This is a genomic window from Streptomyces albiflavescens, assembly GCF_014645835.1.
Classification (GTDB): domain Bacteria; phylum Actinomycetota; class Actinomycetes; order Streptomycetales; family Streptomycetaceae; genus Streptomyces; species Streptomyces albiflavescens.
The window spans coordinates 256,549-272,762 of the sequence record NZ_BMMM01000015.1 but is presented as its reverse complement, the minus strand read 5'-3'; the positions used below and the strand labels follow the sequence as shown (position 1 = coordinate 272,762).

Below are 16,214 nucleotides of genomic sequence, written 5' to 3'. Positions count from 1 at the left end.
CTGCCCCGAACATCCACCACCAGCCCAAACCCAAGAACCAGAGCAACCTAACGGAGTCCTACTAGTACTGCGCCTGCAAGTGCTCCCAGAAGCCGTCCCGGAGCACGCGCCGCAGGTCCGCCTGTCCGCGCAGCGAGTACTGGAGCAGCCCCTCGGCCTCGACCAGCAGGTCCTGATCGACCGAGCCGGGGAGGTAGGGGTGCCCGGGCAGCAGTTCCGCCAGTGACTCCCGGCCCCGCGCGGCCAGCCACTTCGCGGCGACCTGCGCGCCCACGAAGCGCACGTCCTCGCGCGTGGGACGGATCGCCGCCGTCGCGTCGTACGAGAGGGCGGTCCGTCGTGACACGTACGGCTTGAAGAAGTCGAGGTCGAAGGTCCGCTGGCTGTCGACCTCCCAGAGCAGCGGCTCGGCCTGGTTGCGGCCCTCGGGCGCCTCGATCCCCCACAGATGGACCCGCGCCCCGTACCCCTGCGCCGCCTCGACCGCCGAGACCAGGTCCTCGTCGCCGCCGAGCAGCGCGGCGTCGCTGATGGCGCGGTGCCGGGCGAGGGACTCCAGGTCGGACCTGATGAGTGAATCGACGCCCTTCTGTTGGTTGTTGGCGTTGAGATTGCCCAATCGCACCTTCACGTCCGGGAGTTCGGCGATCGCCTGCTGCTCCGCGGTGTGGATGCGGCGGCGGGCGCCGTCGTACCAGTAGACGCGCAACAGCCTGCTGTCCGCGAAGATCGTGCGGGCCCGGTCGATGAGCGCCTCGATGAGGCCTTCGGTGTCCAGGTCGAAGGAGCGGCGGTCCTCCGTACCGGCGACGAGCCGCCCCGCGGCCGCGTACAGGTATCCGGCGTCGACGAAGATCGCGTGGGTCGAGGGCGTCTTCGCCACCTCGGCGAGCATGCGCTGCAGCAGCTCGTTCGTTCGGTCGATGCGGGCGCCGAGCGCCGCGAGGTCGTCGTTCATCGGCTCCATTGTCCCGGCGGTCACGCTGCGAACACAACTGGCCCCGTTCAGTCTCCGCCACACCGCTTACCGGTGGGTAATTAGGTTCTCGAAAAATTTCCTTAGCGTAGGGAATGTTTGTAACAGGCACCCCGTTGACTACCTACGGAAGCGAGGGCACGGATGCCTCGCGAGCCACCACGAGTAGTTCTCCGCAGGAGGATGACCAGACGAAGGGAGAAGCCCATGCGCTTCGAAATCATGCGACTCGACGATGTCGACGGCACGCCCGTGGACACCACCGTTGTAGACGCCGCCTCCGTCAACCGGATCGTTCAGCAAGCCGCTGCCATCGGGCAGCGACTGTGGATCCGCCCGGCCGACTCGTCCGCCTCGTAACAGCGCGGACGTATCTTTCAGACTGACGCGTTTTCAGACTGACGCGTTTTCAGACTTCAGAGCCCCGCACGGCAACGGTTGCCGTGCGGGGCTCTGCGTGTGCGAGTGGCCATTCGGCTCAGGCGGTCCGAATCACCTGCATGACGCCGTTGATGATCTGCTGCACCGCGATCGCGGAGAGCATCATGCCCGCGAGGCGGGTCACCAGTACGACACCGCCGTCCTTGATGACGCGAATGATCAGCAGTGAGTAGCGCATGACCAGCCACAGCACCACGTGGATGGCGAGGATCGCGGTCCACACCGACACCTGGGTGGCGACGCTGTCGGCCTTCTGCACTGCCAGGATCACGGAGACGATCGCACCCGGGCCGGCGAGCAGCGGCATGCCCAGCGGTACGAGGGCGACGTTCACGTCCTTGGTCTGCTGAGGCTCGTCCGTCTTGCCGGTCAGCAGGTCGAGGGCGATCAGCAGGAGCAGCAGCCCGCCCGCGATCATCAGCGCGGGCACGGAGACATGCAGGTAGTCCAGGATCTGGTGCCCGAGCAGCCCGAACACCGCGATCACACCGCCTGCCACGCAGACGGCCTGGAAGGCCATCCGCTTCTGCACCTTGGCGGGGCGCCCGGCGGTCAGCGCGAGGAAGATCGGGGTGATCCCGGGGGGATCCATGATGACAAAAAGGGTGAGGAAGAGGGAGCCGAAGACGGCGACGTCGAACACAGGTGAGGCCTTGCTGAGGTGATGAATGCAGGACGGCAGCAGGGCAGTGGACGCCGCTGCCGCTGTGGGCGATCGTTCCGCGGGGCGGAACAGGTGGGCACAGCCGGCAGGGCCGGGTGCCTGAGAACAGAGTCGGAGGTGGGAAGCGTGAGCCTCAGGCTCCGCCGGTACCCGGCACCGGGAACGCCCCCGTAGCGCGCCGAGTGATCTCCCCGTACACCTCGGGATCGGTCGTGAACTCCCCGAGCACGCACGTCTTCCGGCTGCCGTGGTAGTCGGACGACCCCGTGGTGAGCAACCCCAGCTCGGTCGCGAGCCCGCGCAACCGCGCACGGGTCTCCGGCTCGTGGTCCATATGGTCGACCTCGATGCCGTCGAGCCCCGCGGTGGTGAGTTCCGCGATCACGGACTCCGGCACGGTCCGGCCCCGCTTGGCGGCGGCCGGATGCGCGAAGACGGCGACGCCGCCCGCGCCCTTGATCAGCCGGATCGCCTCGAACGGGTCGGTCTCGTGTTTGGGGACATAGGCGCGGCCACCGTCGGCCAGCCACTCCTCCGTGAAGGCGTCGGAGACGCTGTCCACAACACCCAGTTCGACCAGCGCGGACGCGACGTGCGGGCGCCCCACGGAGCCGTGGCCCGCGATGCGTGCCACCTGCTCCCAGGTGATCGGCACGCCGAGCTCCCGGAGCTTGGCGATCATGCCCTGGGCGCGCGGCACACGGTCATCCCGCACCAGCTCGCGCTCGGCGAGCAGCGCGCGCTCCTCGGGGTCGAACAGGTAGGCCAGCATGTGCATGCTGATGCCGTCGATGCGGCAGGAGAGCTCGGCGCCGGTGACGAGGGTGAGCCCCTCGGGCAGCGCGGCGATCGCCTCGGCGTATCCGCGGGTGGTGTCGTGGTCGGTCAGCGCTACGACGTCCAGACCCGCGGCGGCCGCGTTCCGCACCAGCTCGGCCGGGGTGTCCGTACCGTCGGAAGCCGTGGAGTGGGTGTGCAGATCGATGCGCACGACGTGACTCCAGGCGGTGACGGGACGGGTGGGGACGCTCAAGGATAACGGGAATCCAAGGGTCCCCTGTCACACCCTCTCCTGTGGAGCACCCCCTACGAGATTCCTGTGCGGGGGCTCCGCGCTCCCCTGCCTGCCTCCGCGCTCCTCTGCAGGCCTCCGCATTCCCGTGAGGGGGCTCCGCGCTCCCCTGCCTGCCTCCGCGCTCCTCTGCAGGCCTCCGCATTCCTGCGAGGGGCCGCCGCGCTCCTCTGCGGACCTCCGCGCCCGGCATCGGGCGCCTACGGCTCCAGGATTCGCGGCGACAACGCTCCGCACGGCAGCAGATCCACCTCCGCCCCCGCGTCCCGCAGATCCGTCAGCACGAGCTCGTCGTACATCAGCAGACCCGACTGCTCGGGCCAGACCACTGCCCACAGCCACAGCCCGAGCGCCTCGCCCGCGAAGACGGCGCGGTCGTCCGGGGTGCCGGAGACATGCCAGAGCGGGGTCGGACGCCCGGCCGCGAGGACCTTCGCCTGGGGCGGTTTCTCGACGCTCATGTACGGGCCGGGGTCGGGCCCGTCGACGCCCGCGTAGCGCGCGCCCAGGCCTACGCCGAGCTCCTCGGCGACCAGGATCAGCTCGCCTATGCCGCCGAGCGGTCCGGGACCGGAGCAGGCGACGGCGGTCGCACGCCCGCCGCTGCGGTCGTCACCGGCGAACGTCGCACCGGTGAACAGCCAGCCGACCGGCAGCGGCCACGGCATCCACACCGGTACCCGCGCGTGGTGCACGACCACACCGAGGGCCTCGACGCTGGGCGGGATCACGGGCTGCAGTGGATGCACTGTGCCGTGCACATCGCACTGCCAGGAGTCGGCAAAGAGGCCGGGAGCCCTGACCCGGCCACCACACTTCGGGCAACTGGGTTCGCCCCTCATAGGGCCCAACGGTCCTCCCCGTCCTGCGCCGCGTCAAGGACGATCACCCGTCCGGCGTGTGCCTGTCATGTCGGATCACACCCGAAAAGTGGATGTAGCTTGCATTAATTAGCTCCCCTAACTTATTATGTGCATAAGGCAACGATCTCGGTCGCACACCAGCAGTCGCAGTGAAGGAGCGAGCATGATCAGCAACACCGGAGGCCCCACGGAGGAGGACACATTCGACGCGGGCACCCGCGGCATCCTGCGTCAGCCGAAGGCCGTCTGGGCGACCGCGGGCGCGTCCGTCGTCGCCTTCATGGGCATCGGGCTCGTCGACCCGATCCTGCCGTCCATCGCCAAGGGCCTGGACGCCACGCCCAGCCAGGTGTCGCTGCTCTTCACCTCGTACTTCCTGATCACCGCCGTCGCGATGCTGGTGACCGGCTTCGTCTCCAGCCGCATCGGCGGCAAGAAGACCCTGCTGCTCGGCCTCGCGCTCGTCGTGGTCTTCGCGGGGCTCGCGGGCACATCCGGGTCGGTCGGCGAACTCGTCGGCTTCCGGGCCGGCTGGGGCTTCGGCAACGCGCTGTTCGTGTCCACCGCCCTCGCCGTCATCGTCGGCGCCGCGGCCGGCGGCAGCGCGGCCGCCATCCTGCTGTACGAGTCCGCCCTGGGCCTCGGCATGGCGTGCGGGCCCCTGCTCGGCGCATTGCTCGGTGACGCCAGCTGGCGCTACCCGTTCTTCGGCACCGGGTTCCTGATGGCGGTCGGCTTCCTGTGCATCACGGCGTTCCTGAAGGAGCAACCGAAGCCCGCGAGGAAGACAGCCCTGCTGGACCCGATCAAGGCGCTCGGCCACGGCGGTCTCGCCTCTGCGGCCGGCTCCGCGTTCTTCTACAACTACACGTTCTTCACCGTGCTGGCCTTCACGCCGTTCGTGCTGAACATGACCCCGTACACGTCGGGCGCGGTGTTCTTCTGCTGGGGCGTCCTGCTCGCCGTCTTCTCGGTCGTCGTGGCGCCGCGCATGCAGCGGCGGTTCGGTTCGCTGAAGGTGCTGGGCGCCTCGCTGGTGCTGCTCGCCGCCGACGTGCTCGTGCTCGGGTACGGCGACCACACCACCGCCGTCGTCTGCACGATCCTGTCCGGCGCCTTCATCGGCGTGAACAACACGGTCTACACGGAGCTGGCACTGGGCGTCTCGGACGCGCCGCGCCCGGTGGCGAGCGCGGGCTACAACTTCGTGCGCTGGTTCGCGGCGGCCGCCGCGCCGTACTTCGCGCCGAAGATCGAGGAGTGGAGCGACATCCACATCCCGTTCGTCGTCGCGGCGGTCACCGCGGTGGTCGGTGCCGCCATCGTCCTCGTACGCCGAAACGCGCTCACGCTCCCCCACTCTCGGCTTCGCTCGAGCGGGGGGACCCCCATGGCCGAGGAGCTGGAGCCGCGGCACGCGACCGAGGGCAGTGTCACGGTCTTCGCCAACTGACCTGCTCCGGACGGTCTCTGACCGGGGATCAGGGAGTGAGATACCCCACCCGCTTCCCGGTGCGGCTCAGTCCAGCGGAACGGACTTGCGCAGCGGATCGCGCAGGTCCGTTCCGCCGTTCAGCCAGCGCTCCTGGAGGGCGCCCGCGCCGTGCACGCGCTTCCACGCGGCCTCGTTCGGCGTCATCGGGAGCAGCGGCAGGAAACGTACGGGGTCGGCGGGCGCGTCCAGCTCCAGGTCCTCGACCAGGCCGCCGGACTCCGCGACCAGGACGGAGCTGAACGGCGCGCCGGGCCACAGGGGTTCGCCCACGTCGAGCGAGGCGCCCGGAGCCACCACCAACCCCTCGACCTGCGGCGACGCGGCGAGCACGGCGAGTGGGCGGAGCACCTTGTCGGTGTCGGCGCCGCCCGCGCGCACCGAGAGGATCAGCTCGGCGCGCGGGCCCTTCACCGGGTCGGCGAGGACCACCGTGGGGTCCGCCATCGGCTGGGCGGACATGCCGAGCGTCGCATAGCGGACGATGTCGCCCTCTGTGAAGCGCAGCACTTCGATGCGGTCGGTGCCGAGAAAGGTGACCGCGGCCCGCGCGTCGGGTTCGCCCAGCGCAGAGCGCAAACGGGCCTCGACCAGAGGAAGAACATCAGCCATGCGCCGAGCATAGGCCGCGTCAATTCCGCTGGAGCGCACCGGACCCCGCGGTCAACAACGGGCAAAGCGGCGCGTTGACGCTTCAGTGCGCTGATAGTCTTGGCCGCTGGTCGGGGCAGCACGCAGAAGCGTCGCTCTCGAGCTCCGACGCACTGAGACTGATCTGACTCCCCGCGGCGGGAGACAGACTCCCCTTCGGGGGATGGATCGTCCCTCACGGGGGACCGACCGGAGGAGGTGGGGCTGCAATGGACCGAAGTCGACCGTGCAGTACCACCCGCTCTTCCGGTCGCTGAGTTCCGTAGCTGGTTCCGCTGGTTTCCCAGCTCTGCTGGCTGCTGCCTCCTGCAAACGTGTGCATACGCGTCAGCGTCGTCCGGTGCACCACGGAAGAGCGCTTCGTTTCCACCTGATCTGTCTGATCTGAATCAGTAGCGAAGCTGCCACCGCGACGGTGCGGTGCTCCCCGCTTTGTGGACGTGCCAAACATCCGCAGTCAGGACGTCCCCATTCCGGGTAGTTTCAACCGTCGCCGGCCGCCTCCATTGCGAAGGAGCCTGCCATGTCGATGATCCGTGACCTGCGTGCCGCGGTCCGCCCCCGTCCCTCGCTGCGCAAGGACAGTGGCTCGTACGACACCACCCGTGACCCCGCCACTCCGTCCGCCGTGGTCGACTGCGCCGTCTACCGCGACGGCGCCCGCGTCGAGAGCCGCGAACCGCTGACGCCGCACGAGGCGATGCGCCAGGTGCACCGCGACGGCGGCTTCGTGTGGATCGGTCTGCACGAGCCGACGGAGGCCGAATTCGCGGGTATCGCCGGGGAGTTCGGGCTGCACCCGCTGGCCGTCGAGGACGCCGTCCAGGCCCACCAGCGGCCCAAGCTGGAGCGCTACGACGACTCCCTGTTCACCGTCTTCAAGACCATCCACTACGTCGAGCACGACCAACTGACCGCCACCAGCGAGATCGTGGAGACCGGCGAGGTCATGTGCTTCACCGGACGGGACTTCTTCATCACCGTCCGGCACGGCGGGCAGGGCTCGCTGCGGGCGCTGCGGCACCGGCTGCAGGACGACCCCGAACTGCTCGCCAAGGGCCCCTCCGCTGTGCTGCACGCCATCGCCGACCATGTCGTCGACGGGTACATCGCGGTCGCGGACGCCGTGCAGGACGACATCGACGAGGTCGAGACCGAGGTGTTCTCGCCGGGCCGCAAGGGCACGCCGCGTGGTACGGACGCCGGACAGATCTACCAACTCAAGCGCGAGGTCCTCGAGTTCAAGCGGGCGGTGTCGCCGCTGCTGCGCCCCATGCAGCTGCTGAGCGAGCGGCCGATGCGGCTGATCGACCCGGACATCCAGAAGTACTTCCGGGACGTCGCCGACCACCTCGCCCGGGTGCAGGAGCAGGTCCTCGGCTTCGACGAACTGCTCAACTCGATCCTCCAGGCCAACCTCGCCCAGGCCTCCGTCGCGCAGAACGAGGACATGCGCAAGATCACGTCCTGGGCCGCCATCATCGCCGTACCGACGATGGTCTGTGGCGTGTACGGAATGAACTTCCAGCACATGCCGGAGCTGCACTGGCGGTACGGCTACCCGGTGGTCATGGGCGTCACCGTCGGCCTCTGCCTCTCGATCCACCGCATCCTCAAGCGCAACGGCTGGCTGTGAACACGGCTGGATAGTCTTGGCCCCATGACGGAACAGCTGCTCGACCAGGCCCTCATCGAGGAGGCCACCAAGAAGTCCGGGCTGATCTGGGTGCGGGGCAGCGGCGCATCCCTGCCCGAGGGCCAGGAGGCGCCCACCCGCGCCCTGTGGCACGTGTGGCACGACGGCGCTGTCTGTCTGGTCGGCGACGGCCCCGGCGAGCAGCCGCTGACGGGCCTGGTCGACGGGGGCGACGCGGTCGTCACCGTACGCAGCAAGGACAAGGGCGGACGCCTCGTCTCCTGGTCCGCGAAGGTCGTGGAGCCGAACCCCGCCTCCCCCGAGTGGGAGGCCGCCGTCGCCGAGCTCAAGGGCAAGCGACTGAACGCCCCCGACGGTGAGGCCATGCCCGAGCGCTGGGCCCGCGAGTGCCGGGTGCTGCGTCTGGAGCCCTCGGGCGGCACGGTCGCACTGCCGGACGGCTCACTCGCCGAGCGGCCGCTGCCGACCCCGGCGACCACGCGCCAACCGATCCCGGCGGGCCTCCCCCGCCTCCTCCTCAAGAAGCGCAAGCGCCGCTAGGGGGCTTCTGATGGATCTCCGCGGCGTCGCGGCGCCCCGCGCCGCCGACATGATCCGCCGGGCAGGCCCTGGGGCCGGGGACTACGACGTGGGCAGCTGCTGCCCGTAGTCGACCGTCTCCTTCTTCGTGGGCTCCTCCAGGGCGAAGTCCTTGCCCCAGTCGGTGAGACGAAGCGTGCCCGCGTTGCCCGCGCGTACCAGCAGCAAGGGGTACGGGGTTCCCTTCAGCGAGACGTCGAGGGAGCCGCCGGAGCCCTTGTCGCCGGTGATGCGGATGGTGCGGACGCCGGACTGCACATGGTGGCCGTCCGTGGCGAGCGCGCCATGCAGGGTGAGCAGACCGTCGAGGAGGACGTCCTTGTCGGTGAAGCCGCTGAACCGCTTGTAGGCGGGGTCGCCGCTGGGCACCTTCACGTACATGTCCTCCAGCTTCTTCGCGGCTGCAGCGTCGCCGGAGGTGCCGTCGCTCTTGCCGTCCTGGTGGGTCCAGAACTCCGCGTCGGCCTTGAGGAAGAGGTGCTCGCCGACCCGCAGCAGCCGGAAACTCGCCCCCTTCGAGGTGACGGATCCGGTACCGCCGTCGGCCTTGAGGCGCATGTCGAGGGTGTACGTCGTCCCATTGCTGACGACGGTTCCGGAGAGCCGTACGGTGGCCGCCGCCTCGGCCGCCTTCTTCGTCTTCGCCTGGATCGTGGCGGCGGGCAGCTTCCCCACCCCGTTGGTGCCCGCGTCCGGGTCCTCACTGCTGCACCCCGTCAGCGCCGTCCCCGTCATGACCAGTGCGCACATCGCGCTCACCAGTAGGGCCTTGTGGGTTCGGCCCTGGGGAATTGCAGTCACAGGTGGCTGCCTTTCGTGCGCGGATCCTTGGCGGCGTACGGCAGCGTACCGGTGCCGCGGGCGCCCGGCGGAGGCAGTCCGTCCGGACCGCTCACCAGGGCGTACCCGACCGGGACGGGCTAGCCTGAAGCCCAATCGAGCGGACAGGGCGGGACAGAACGCGCGTACGTCCCGCCCGGGCACAGAGAGTCGTACCAGAGCGCCCGCAAGAGCGCGTACGCGGAGAAGGAGGCGCGGGCATGGCCGCAGGCGCCCCTCGGATCTTCGTCTCGCACCTCGCCGGTGTCGCCGTCTTCGACCCGAACGGCGACCAGGTGGGCCGGGTGCGGGACCTGGTCGCGATGCTCCGCGTCGGACGGCGGCCGCCCCGGCTGCTCGGCCTCGTCGTCGAACTGTCCACGCGGCGGCGGATCTTCCTGCCCATGACCCGGGTGATCGGCATCGAGTCCGGCCAGGTCATCACCACGGGCGTCCTCAATGTGCGGCGCTTCGAGCAGCGGCCCACCGAGCGGCTCGTCTTCGGCGAGCTGCTCGACCGGGTGGTACGCCTCGTCGAGACCGACGAGGAGGTGACCGTGCTCGACGTGTCGATCCAGCAGCTGCCGACCCGCAGGGACTGGGAGATCCACCGGGTCTTCGTCCGCAAGGGCCGCAGCGGGGCCTTCCGGCGCGCCAAGGGCGAGACGCTGACCGTCGAGTGGTCCGCCGTCACCGGGTTCTCGCTGGAGGAGCACGGACAGGGCGCCGAGAGCCTGCTCGCCACCTTCGAGCAGCTGCGCGCGGCCGACCTCGCCAATGTTCTGCACCACCTGTCCCCCAAGCGGCGCGGGGAGGTGGCCGCCGCACTGGACGACGACCGGCTCGCCGACGTCCTCGAAGAACTCCCCGAGGACGATCAGATCGAGATCCTCAGCAAGCTCAAGGAGGAGCGCGCGGCCGACGTCCTGGAGGCGATGGACCCGGACGACGCGGCAGACCTGCTCGGCGAACTGCCCACCGAGGACGTGGAGCGGCTGCTGAAGCTGATGCAGCCGGAGGAGGCTGCCGACGTGCGGCGGCTGATGGCGTACGAGGAGAAGACCGCCGGCGGGCTCATGACGACCGAGCCGATCGTGCTGCGGCCCGACGCGACGGTCGCCGACGCGCTCTCCCGGGTCCGCAACCCCGACCTCTCCCCCGCGCTCGCCGCCCAGGTGTACGTGTGCCGCCCGCCGGACGAGACGCCGACCGGGAAGTACCTCGGCACGGTCCACTTCCAGCGGCTCCTGCGCGACCCGCCGTTCACGCTGGTCGGCGCGCTCTTGGACGACGATCTGCAGCCGCTCGCACCGGACGCCGCGCTGCCCGTCGTCGCCGGCTTCTTCGCGACGTACGACATGGTCGCGGCGCCCGTCGTCGACGAGAGCGGCTCGCTGCTCGGGGCGGTGACCGTGGACGACGTACTGGACCACATGCTGCCCGATGACTGGCGCGAGACGGAGTTCCACCTCGTCGAGGAGGAGCCCCATGCCACCTGAGCGCGAGCAGCGCGAACGCACGCCCTCCGGGGCGACCGCCACCACCCGGCCGCGCACGCGGCTCGACCAGCCGAAGCCGCCGCGGCGCAGACTGCTGCCCGAGTGGGACCCGGAGGCCTTCGGACGGCTCTCGGAGCGCATCGCCCGCTTCCTCGGCACCGGACGGTTCATCGTCTGGATGACCGTCGTCATCATCCTGTGGGTGGTGTGGAACGTCTCCGTGCCGTCCGACCTGCGCTTCGACAACTACCCGTTCATCTTCCTGACGCTGATGCTGTCGCTGCAGGCCTCGTACGCCGCCCCGCTGATCCTGCTCGCGCAGAACCGCCAGGCCGACCGCGACCGGGTCAACCTCGAACAGGACCGCAAACAGAACGAGCGGTCCATCGCGGACACCGAGTACCTCACCCGCGAGATCGCCTCACTGCGCATGGGCCTGGGCGAGGTCGCCACCCGCGACTGGATCCGCTCCGAACTTCAGGACCTGGTCAAGGACGTGGACGAGCACCGGGGCGACGGCCATGTCGTATTCCCGGCGGAACGGTCGCACGGACGTGACGTAGACGACCGGTGACGGGGCTTTCCGGCCCCCCCGCCCGTCGCCGTACCATCATGCTTATGGCTACGGAAGACGCGGTGCGCGAAGCACTGGCGACGGTGAACGACCCCGAGATCAACCGACCCATCACCGAGCTGGGGATGGTCAAATCGGTGGAGATCGGCGAGGACGGGGCGGTTGCGGTCACCGTGTACCTGACGGTCTCCGGCTGCCCGATGCGCGAGACCATCACGCAGCGCGTGACGGACGCGGTCTCACGGGTCGAGGGCGTCACCCGTGTCGACGTCTCGCTCGACGTCATGAGCGACGAGCAGCGCAAGGAAATGGCGACCGCGCTGCGCGGCGGCCAAGGCGAGCGCGAGGTCCCCTTCGCCAAGCCCGGCAACCTGACCCGGGTGTACGCGGTCGCCTCCGGCAAGGGCGGCGTCGGCAAGTCCTCGGTGACGGTGAACCTGGCGGCGGCGATGGCGGCCGACGGCCTGAAGGTGGGCGTGGTCGACGCCGACATCTACGGCCACAGCGTGCCGCGCATGCTGGCGGTGGACGGCCGTCCGACCCAGGTCGAGAACATGATCATGCCGCCGCAGTCGAACGGCGTGAAGGTCATCTCCATCGGCATGTTCACGCCCGGCAACGCTCCGGTCGTCTGGCGCGGCCCGATGCTCCACCGCGCGCTCCAGCAGTTCCTCGCGGACGTGTGGTGGGGCGACCTGGACGTCCTGCTCCTGGACCTGCCCCCGGGCACCGGTGACATCGCCATCTCCGTCGCCCAGCTGGTCCCGAACGCGGAGATCCTGGTCGTGACGACGCCCCAGCAGGCGGCGGCCGAGGTCGCCGAGCGGGCGGGTTCGATCGCGGTCCAGACCCACCAGAAGATCGTCGGCGTCGTCGAGAACATGTCCGGTCTCCCCTGCCCGCACTGCGGCGAGATGGTCGACGTCTTCGGCACGGGCGGCGGCCAGGCGGTCGCCGACGGCCTGACCCGCACCACCGGCGCCACCGTCCCGGTCCTCGGCTCCATCCCGATCGACGTCCGCCTCCGCGAGGGCGGCGACGAGGGCAAGCCGGTGGTCCTCACGGACCCCGACTCTCCGGCCGGCTCCGCCCTGCGCGCGATCGCGGGCAAGCTGGGCGGCCGCCAGCGCGGCCTGTCGGGCATGTCGCTGGGCATCACGCCACGGAACAAGTTCTAGGGACGATCAGGGGGCGCCCCGTAAGGGGCGCGGGGAACTGCGCGAGCAACCACGACGAACCCGCAGGTCGCGAACGGCCCGCGGCAACCAGGTTGCGAACGGTCCGCAGCACCCCCGTCTCACCCGCAGCACCCACATCTCATACGCGGAAGGGGGCGCCGTCACAGCGACGGCGCCCCCTTCTCCGTAGTCCCGCAGGCTAGGCGTACGCGCCGATGTCCTTGATCATGGCGAACCCCAGCCCATACGCGCTCATCCCCCGCCCGTACGCACCCACATGCACGCCAGCCTGAGTGGACCCCGCGAGCACCCACCCGAACTCGGACTCGCGGTAGTGGAAGGGCGTCGGGACCCCGTCCACGGGGAGCGACAGCGAGGACCAGTCCGGTCCGTCGAGGTCGTCCGCCAGGACCCACGCCGTCTCGGTCTGCTGGTCCAGCCAGTCGTCCCGCAGGGTGTGGTCCATCTGCCCGGGCCAGGTGAAGGACAACAGCCCCACACCGGCCAGCCAGGCCGCGGAGGACACCGAGGTGGCCTCCAACAGGCCCGTACCGTCCGCGCTGCGGCGCACGGGGTTGGCCGCGACGGTGACCACCACCGCGAAGCGCTCCTTGTCCTCGGTCAACTCGGCGCGCACCGTGGGCTCGTCGCCGTGCCCGATCGAACCGTGCTCGACGGCGCCGTCCGCCGAGGTACCCACCTGCATCAGCCAGCGCGGCCCTGTGAAGGCCTCGTCGAGGCCGTACCACGGGAAGGGCGCCAGCAGGTAGCCGTCGACCGTACGCCGGGCGGAGGGGACCTGTTGTCCGCCCTCCGCGGCCGGCGCCTGCGCGCCTACCCGACTTGTCGTCTCCATCAGCCCGGACGCCTCCTCGCTCTCGTCGGACCGGGCGGCCCGCCCCCCTCGGGCGTCCTTATCGGTCCGCACAACAACTGGGCAGCATAGCCACACCGCTCCGAGCAGCAGGGAAACCGCCCGGCGCGTGGGTCGTGAACGCGCCGGTTTCAAGCCGCGAGGCGTCGCTCTGATGTGCGGCTACGCGGGCGGCCGTGCGGGTCGGGTGACGTCCGCCACGGCCAGGGGGCATACCGGCCCAGTCGGCCTCCGCCGAGTGGGCCGTACGGCTCAGGTGGCGTCCGCGTCGTACGGCGGGCGCTCGTCCGCGTCCAGCTTCTCGCGCTTCTTCGTCATGTCGACGGAGCCGCCGGTCGAACCGGACGAGGAGGAGTCGGCGTCGCGGCCGTGGACCGCGTCCGTGACCTCGGCCATCTCCTTCTTCAGATCGAAGCCGTTGCGGATCTCCTTGAGCCCCAGCTCGTCGTTGTCCAGCTGCTTGCGGATGAACGTCTTGGGGTTGAGGTCCTCGAACTCGAAGTCCTTGAACTCCGGGCCGAGCTCCTCACGGATGTCCGCCTTGGCGCTCTCCGAGAACTCGCGGATCTTGCGAATGGTGCGCGTGACGTCCTGGATCATCTTCGGGAGCTTCTCCGGGCCGAAGACGAGCACGGCGAGGACAACGAGCGTCACCAGCTCGAGCGGTCCTATGTCATTGAACACCTGAAGCTCCTTGCGATGTCCTCGGTCCTCGGCCCTCGGCGGGTCTTCCGTGGTCCGGGCCGTGTCCAAGGTACCCGGCGATCCTGTCCGTCCGGAACTGTCCCGGGGCTTCCGGGTTCATGTACACGGCGGGTTTTCCGCGTTGTTTGCCGTTCGGAGCTGCGGCGATGCGCTCAGCTGTGAACTTCACGTCAGTCACCGTCGGCGGAACCGAGGACCAGCGTGACCTTCTTCTGCGTGTCGCCCCGCCGGAGAGTCAGCCGGAGCCGGTCGCCCGGGCGGTGCGCGCGGGTCTTCACGATGAGTTCCTCGCCGGAGTGGACGCGCTGGCCGTCGACCTCGGTGATGACGTCGCCCGCCTTGATGCCCGCCACGGCTCCGGGACCGCCCGCGGTGACGGGCGGGCCGCCGCCGTTGCCCTTCGTGCCGACGCGGGCGCCGTCGCCCGCGTAGTTCATGTCGAGCGTGACACCGATCACAGGGTGGGTGGCCTTGCCCGTGTTGATGAGCTCCTCGGCCACGCGCTTGCCCTGGTTGATCGGGATGGCGAAGCCGAGCCCGATGGAACCCGCCTGCCCGCCCTCCAGGTCGGAACCGCTGCCGGCGGAGCGGATGGCGCTGTTGATGCCGATGACGCGGGCCTTGGAGTCGAGAAGGGGTCCGCCGGAGTTGCCGGGGTTGATGGGCGCGTCGGTCTGCAACGCGTCGACGTACGAGACGTCGCTCCCGTCGCCCTTCTCCCCGCCCGCGGTGATGGGCCGTTCCTTCGCGCTGATGATGCCGGAGGTGACCGTGTTGGCGAGGTCGAAGGGCGCGCCGATGGCGACGACCGGGTCGCCCACCTGAACGTTGTCGGAGTTGCCCAGCGGCATGGGGTCGAGGCCGCTGACTCCGGAGACCTTGACGACGGCCAGGTCGTACCCGCTGTCGTGTCCGACGACCTTGGCCTTGGCGGTCTCACCGCCGCTGAACGTCACGGATATCTCGCCGCCGCTGCCGGCCGGTTCGATCACGTGGTTGTTGGTGAGGATGTGTCCCTGGCCGTCCAGCACGAACCCGGTGCCGGTGCCCTCCTCCTGGGAGCCGCGCACATGCAGGGTGACGACGCTGGGCAGCGCGTGGGCCGCGATCCCGGCCACGCTGTCCGAAGCGCGCCCCGGCGCTTCCTTGCCCGCCTGCGGCAGCTCGACGTCCCCGATCTCTCCGTTCCGCTCCAGATACGCCCCCACGGCACCGCCGACGCCTCCGGAGACGAGCGCGAGCACCACGGCCCCGAGCACCAGCACCTTCTTCGCCCGCTTGCGCCGCTGCGTCACGGTCGCCACGGCCGCGCCGTTCTGCTGGAGGGGGGCCGGGGCGGCCCAGGGGTCGTAGTTCTGCCAGGGGGTGGGGGGCTGCGGGCTTTGTACGGGTGCTTCGTGGGCGGTTCCCGCATACGCGGCCGGGGGCGCTCCCGCCGGGGCGTGGGCCATGGACGCGGTGCCGTTCGGCGGGGCGTCGAAGGGGGTGCCCTGGGCCGGTGTGCCCGCCGGGACGTGTGTGCCCTGGGCCGGTGTGCCCGCCGACATGTGCGTCCCGTGCGCGGGGGTGGCCCCGGGGTGCTGGACCGGCGGGGCGGGCGCCCAGGGGCCGGGCCGGCCGTAGGGCGGGGTGCTGTAGGGGTCGGGGTCGTGCAGGGGTTTGGCGCGCTCCGCGGCGGCACCGGGGTCCGTGCCCGTCCCGCCCTGCGTGACCTGCGCGAGGGCTTCCGTGACCTGCGTGGGGACCGACGGTACGTGCGCCTCCCCAATGTCGCCGGGGGCCGGGACATGGTCCGTCGGAGCGGCGTCGCCGCCCTGCGCGCTCGTGCGCCGGACCGGCGCGGGCCGCTCCAGCTCGAAGTCGCCGTCGGCTCCGGACCGGCGCGCGGCCGGAACCGCCGCGGGGCGGTCCAGCTCGAAGTCACCCCCGGTGTCCTGGCCCGTCGTACTGCCAGGTGTCCCGACGTCACTCCTGGTGCCGACCGCACCGCCAGGCGTACGGGCGTCGGCGGCGCCCCCGGGCCCGTCGGCGACCTCGGACGAGCCCACCCCGGCATCCCCGGGAGGGACCTGCGGCCTGGGTCGGCTCCACCACTTCGCCTTCGTGGGCTTCCCGTCGTTCATGTTCTCCCCACACCTGGCCCGCGGCACAACTCGCCGACGGTCACCGC

16 protein-coding genes are annotated in these 16,214 nt (G+C 70.2%); 7 read left to right on the top strand and 9 right to left on the bottom strand.

What is annotated here, in order from left to right; genetic code table 11:
• Positions 1-61: 61 nt before the first annotated feature.
• Positions 62-958 (bottom strand): NYN domain-containing protein, encoded by an 897-nt coding sequence (locus IEY95_RS34865; protein WP_189190177.1) that lies wholly within the window; start codon positions 956-958, stop codon positions 62-64.
• Positions 959-1,183: 225 nt separating this feature from the next.
• On the opposite strand from IEY95_RS34865, the gene IEY95_RS34860 reads away from it, so the two are divergent.
• Entirely contained in the window at positions 1,184-1,336 is a 153-nt protein-coding gene (locus IEY95_RS34860) for a DUF8834 family protein (protein WP_138049181.1), read from the top strand.
• Positions 1,337-1,454: 118 nt separating this feature from the next.
• Here the strand turns inward: IEY95_RS34860 and IEY95_RS34855 are convergent, their stop codons facing one another.
• The 3 genes from IEY95_RS34855 to IEY95_RS34845 form a co-directional block, all read right to left on the bottom strand.
• Positions 1,455-2,060: a MarC family protein gene (locus IEY95_RS34855; protein ID WP_189190176.1), complete on the bottom strand. Its 606-nt coding sequence runs from the start codon at positions 2,058-2,060 to the stop codon at positions 1,455-1,457.
• A 154-nt stretch (positions 2,061-2,214) separates the two neighbouring features.
• Positions 2,215-3,072 (bottom strand): PHP domain-containing protein, encoded by an 858-nt coding sequence (locus IEY95_RS34850; protein WP_189190175.1) that lies wholly within the window; start codon positions 3,070-3,072, stop codon positions 2,215-2,217.
• 281 nt (positions 3,073-3,353) lie between these two features.
• Positions 3,354-3,995 (bottom strand): DUF6758 family protein, encoded by a 642-nt coding sequence (locus tag IEY95_RS34845; RefSeq protein WP_189190174.1) that lies wholly within the window; start codon positions 3,993-3,995, stop codon positions 3,354-3,356.
• A gap of 184 nt (positions 3,996-4,179) precedes the next feature.
• Between IEY95_RS34845 and IEY95_RS34840 the strand changes: the two genes are divergently transcribed.
• Entirely contained in the window at positions 4,180-5,469 is a 1,290-nt protein-coding gene (locus IEY95_RS34840) for an MFS transporter (protein WP_189190173.1), read from the top strand.
• 66 nt (positions 5,470-5,535) lie between these two features.
• On the opposite strand, the gene IEY95_RS34835 is transcribed toward IEY95_RS34840, so the two are convergent.
• On the bottom strand, positions 5,536-6,120 hold the full coding sequence (locus IEY95_RS34835) for a suppressor of fused domain protein (protein WP_189190172.1): 585 nt from the start codon (positions 6,118-6,120) through the stop codon (positions 5,536-5,538).
• A gap of 562 nt (positions 6,121-6,682) precedes the next feature.
• Here IEY95_RS34835 and IEY95_RS34830 point away from each other — a divergent pair.
• Together IEY95_RS34830 and IEY95_RS34825 are read left to right on the top strand one after the other, a co-directional pair.
• The gene (locus tag IEY95_RS34830) at positions 6,683-7,795 is read left to right on the top strand and encodes a magnesium and cobalt transport protein CorA (protein WP_189190171.1); all 1,113 of its coding nucleotides are present in this window, start codon (positions 6,683-6,685) and stop codon (positions 7,793-7,795) included.
• Positions 7,796-7,819: 24 nt separating this feature from the next.
• The gene (locus IEY95_RS34825) at positions 7,820-8,356 is read left to right on the top strand and encodes a hypothetical protein (RefSeq protein WP_189190170.1); all 537 of its coding nucleotides are present in this window, start codon (positions 7,820-7,822) and stop codon (positions 8,354-8,356) included.
• Positions 8,357-8,437: 81 nt separating this feature from the next.
• On the opposite strand, the gene IEY95_RS34820 is transcribed toward IEY95_RS34825, so the two are convergent.
• Positions 8,438-9,196, bottom strand: a complete 759-nt coding sequence (locus IEY95_RS34820; protein ID WP_189190169.1) for a hypothetical protein — start codon at positions 9,194-9,196, stop codon at positions 8,438-8,440.
• Positions 9,197-9,435: 239 nt separating this feature from the next.
• Here IEY95_RS34820 and IEY95_RS34815 point away from each other — a divergent pair, with 239 nt between their 5' ends.
• Genes IEY95_RS34815 through IEY95_RS34805 form a run of 3 tightly spaced genes read left to right on the top strand, consistent with a single transcriptional unit; the run spans position 9,436 to position 12,465 of the window.
• Positions 9,436-10,713, top strand: coding sequence for a magnesium transporter MgtE N-terminal domain-containing protein (locus tag IEY95_RS34815; protein WP_189190168.1), 1,278 nt, complete (start codon positions 9,436-9,438; stop codon positions 10,711-10,713).
• Positions 10,703-11,287, top strand: coding sequence for a DUF1003 domain-containing protein (locus IEY95_RS34810; RefSeq protein ID WP_189190167.1), 585 nt, complete (start codon positions 10,703-10,705; stop codon positions 11,285-11,287). Before IEY95_RS34815 ends, IEY95_RS34810 begins: the two co-directional genes overlap by 11 nt.
• 44 nt (positions 11,288-11,331) lie before the next feature.
• Positions 11,332-12,465 (top strand): Mrp/NBP35 family ATP-binding protein, encoded by a 1,134-nt coding sequence (locus IEY95_RS34805; RefSeq protein ID WP_189190166.1) that lies wholly within the window; start codon positions 11,332-11,334, stop codon positions 12,463-12,465.
• A gap of 199 nt (positions 12,466-12,664) precedes the next feature.
• Here IEY95_RS34805 and IEY95_RS34800 read toward each other — a convergent pair whose 3' ends face one another.
• From IEY95_RS34800 to IEY95_RS34790, 3 genes are all read right to left on the bottom strand, one after another.
• Positions 12,665-13,321 (bottom strand): hypothetical protein, encoded by a 657-nt coding sequence (locus IEY95_RS34800; protein ID WP_189190165.1) that lies wholly within the window; start codon positions 13,319-13,321, stop codon positions 12,665-12,667.
• Positions 13,322-13,591: 270 nt separating this feature from the next.
• On the bottom strand, positions 13,592-14,023 hold the full coding sequence (locus IEY95_RS34795; protein WP_189190164.1) for a sec-independent translocase: 432 nt from the start codon (positions 14,021-14,023) through the stop codon (positions 13,592-13,594).
• 191 nt (positions 14,024-14,214) lie between these two features.
• The gene (locus tag IEY95_RS34790; RefSeq protein WP_189190163.1) at positions 14,215-16,167 is read right to left on the bottom strand and encodes a trypsin-like peptidase domain-containing protein; all 1,953 of its coding nucleotides are present in this window, start codon (positions 16,165-16,167) and stop codon (positions 14,215-14,217) included.
• Between the last annotated feature and the right edge of the window lie 47 nt (positions 16,168-16,214).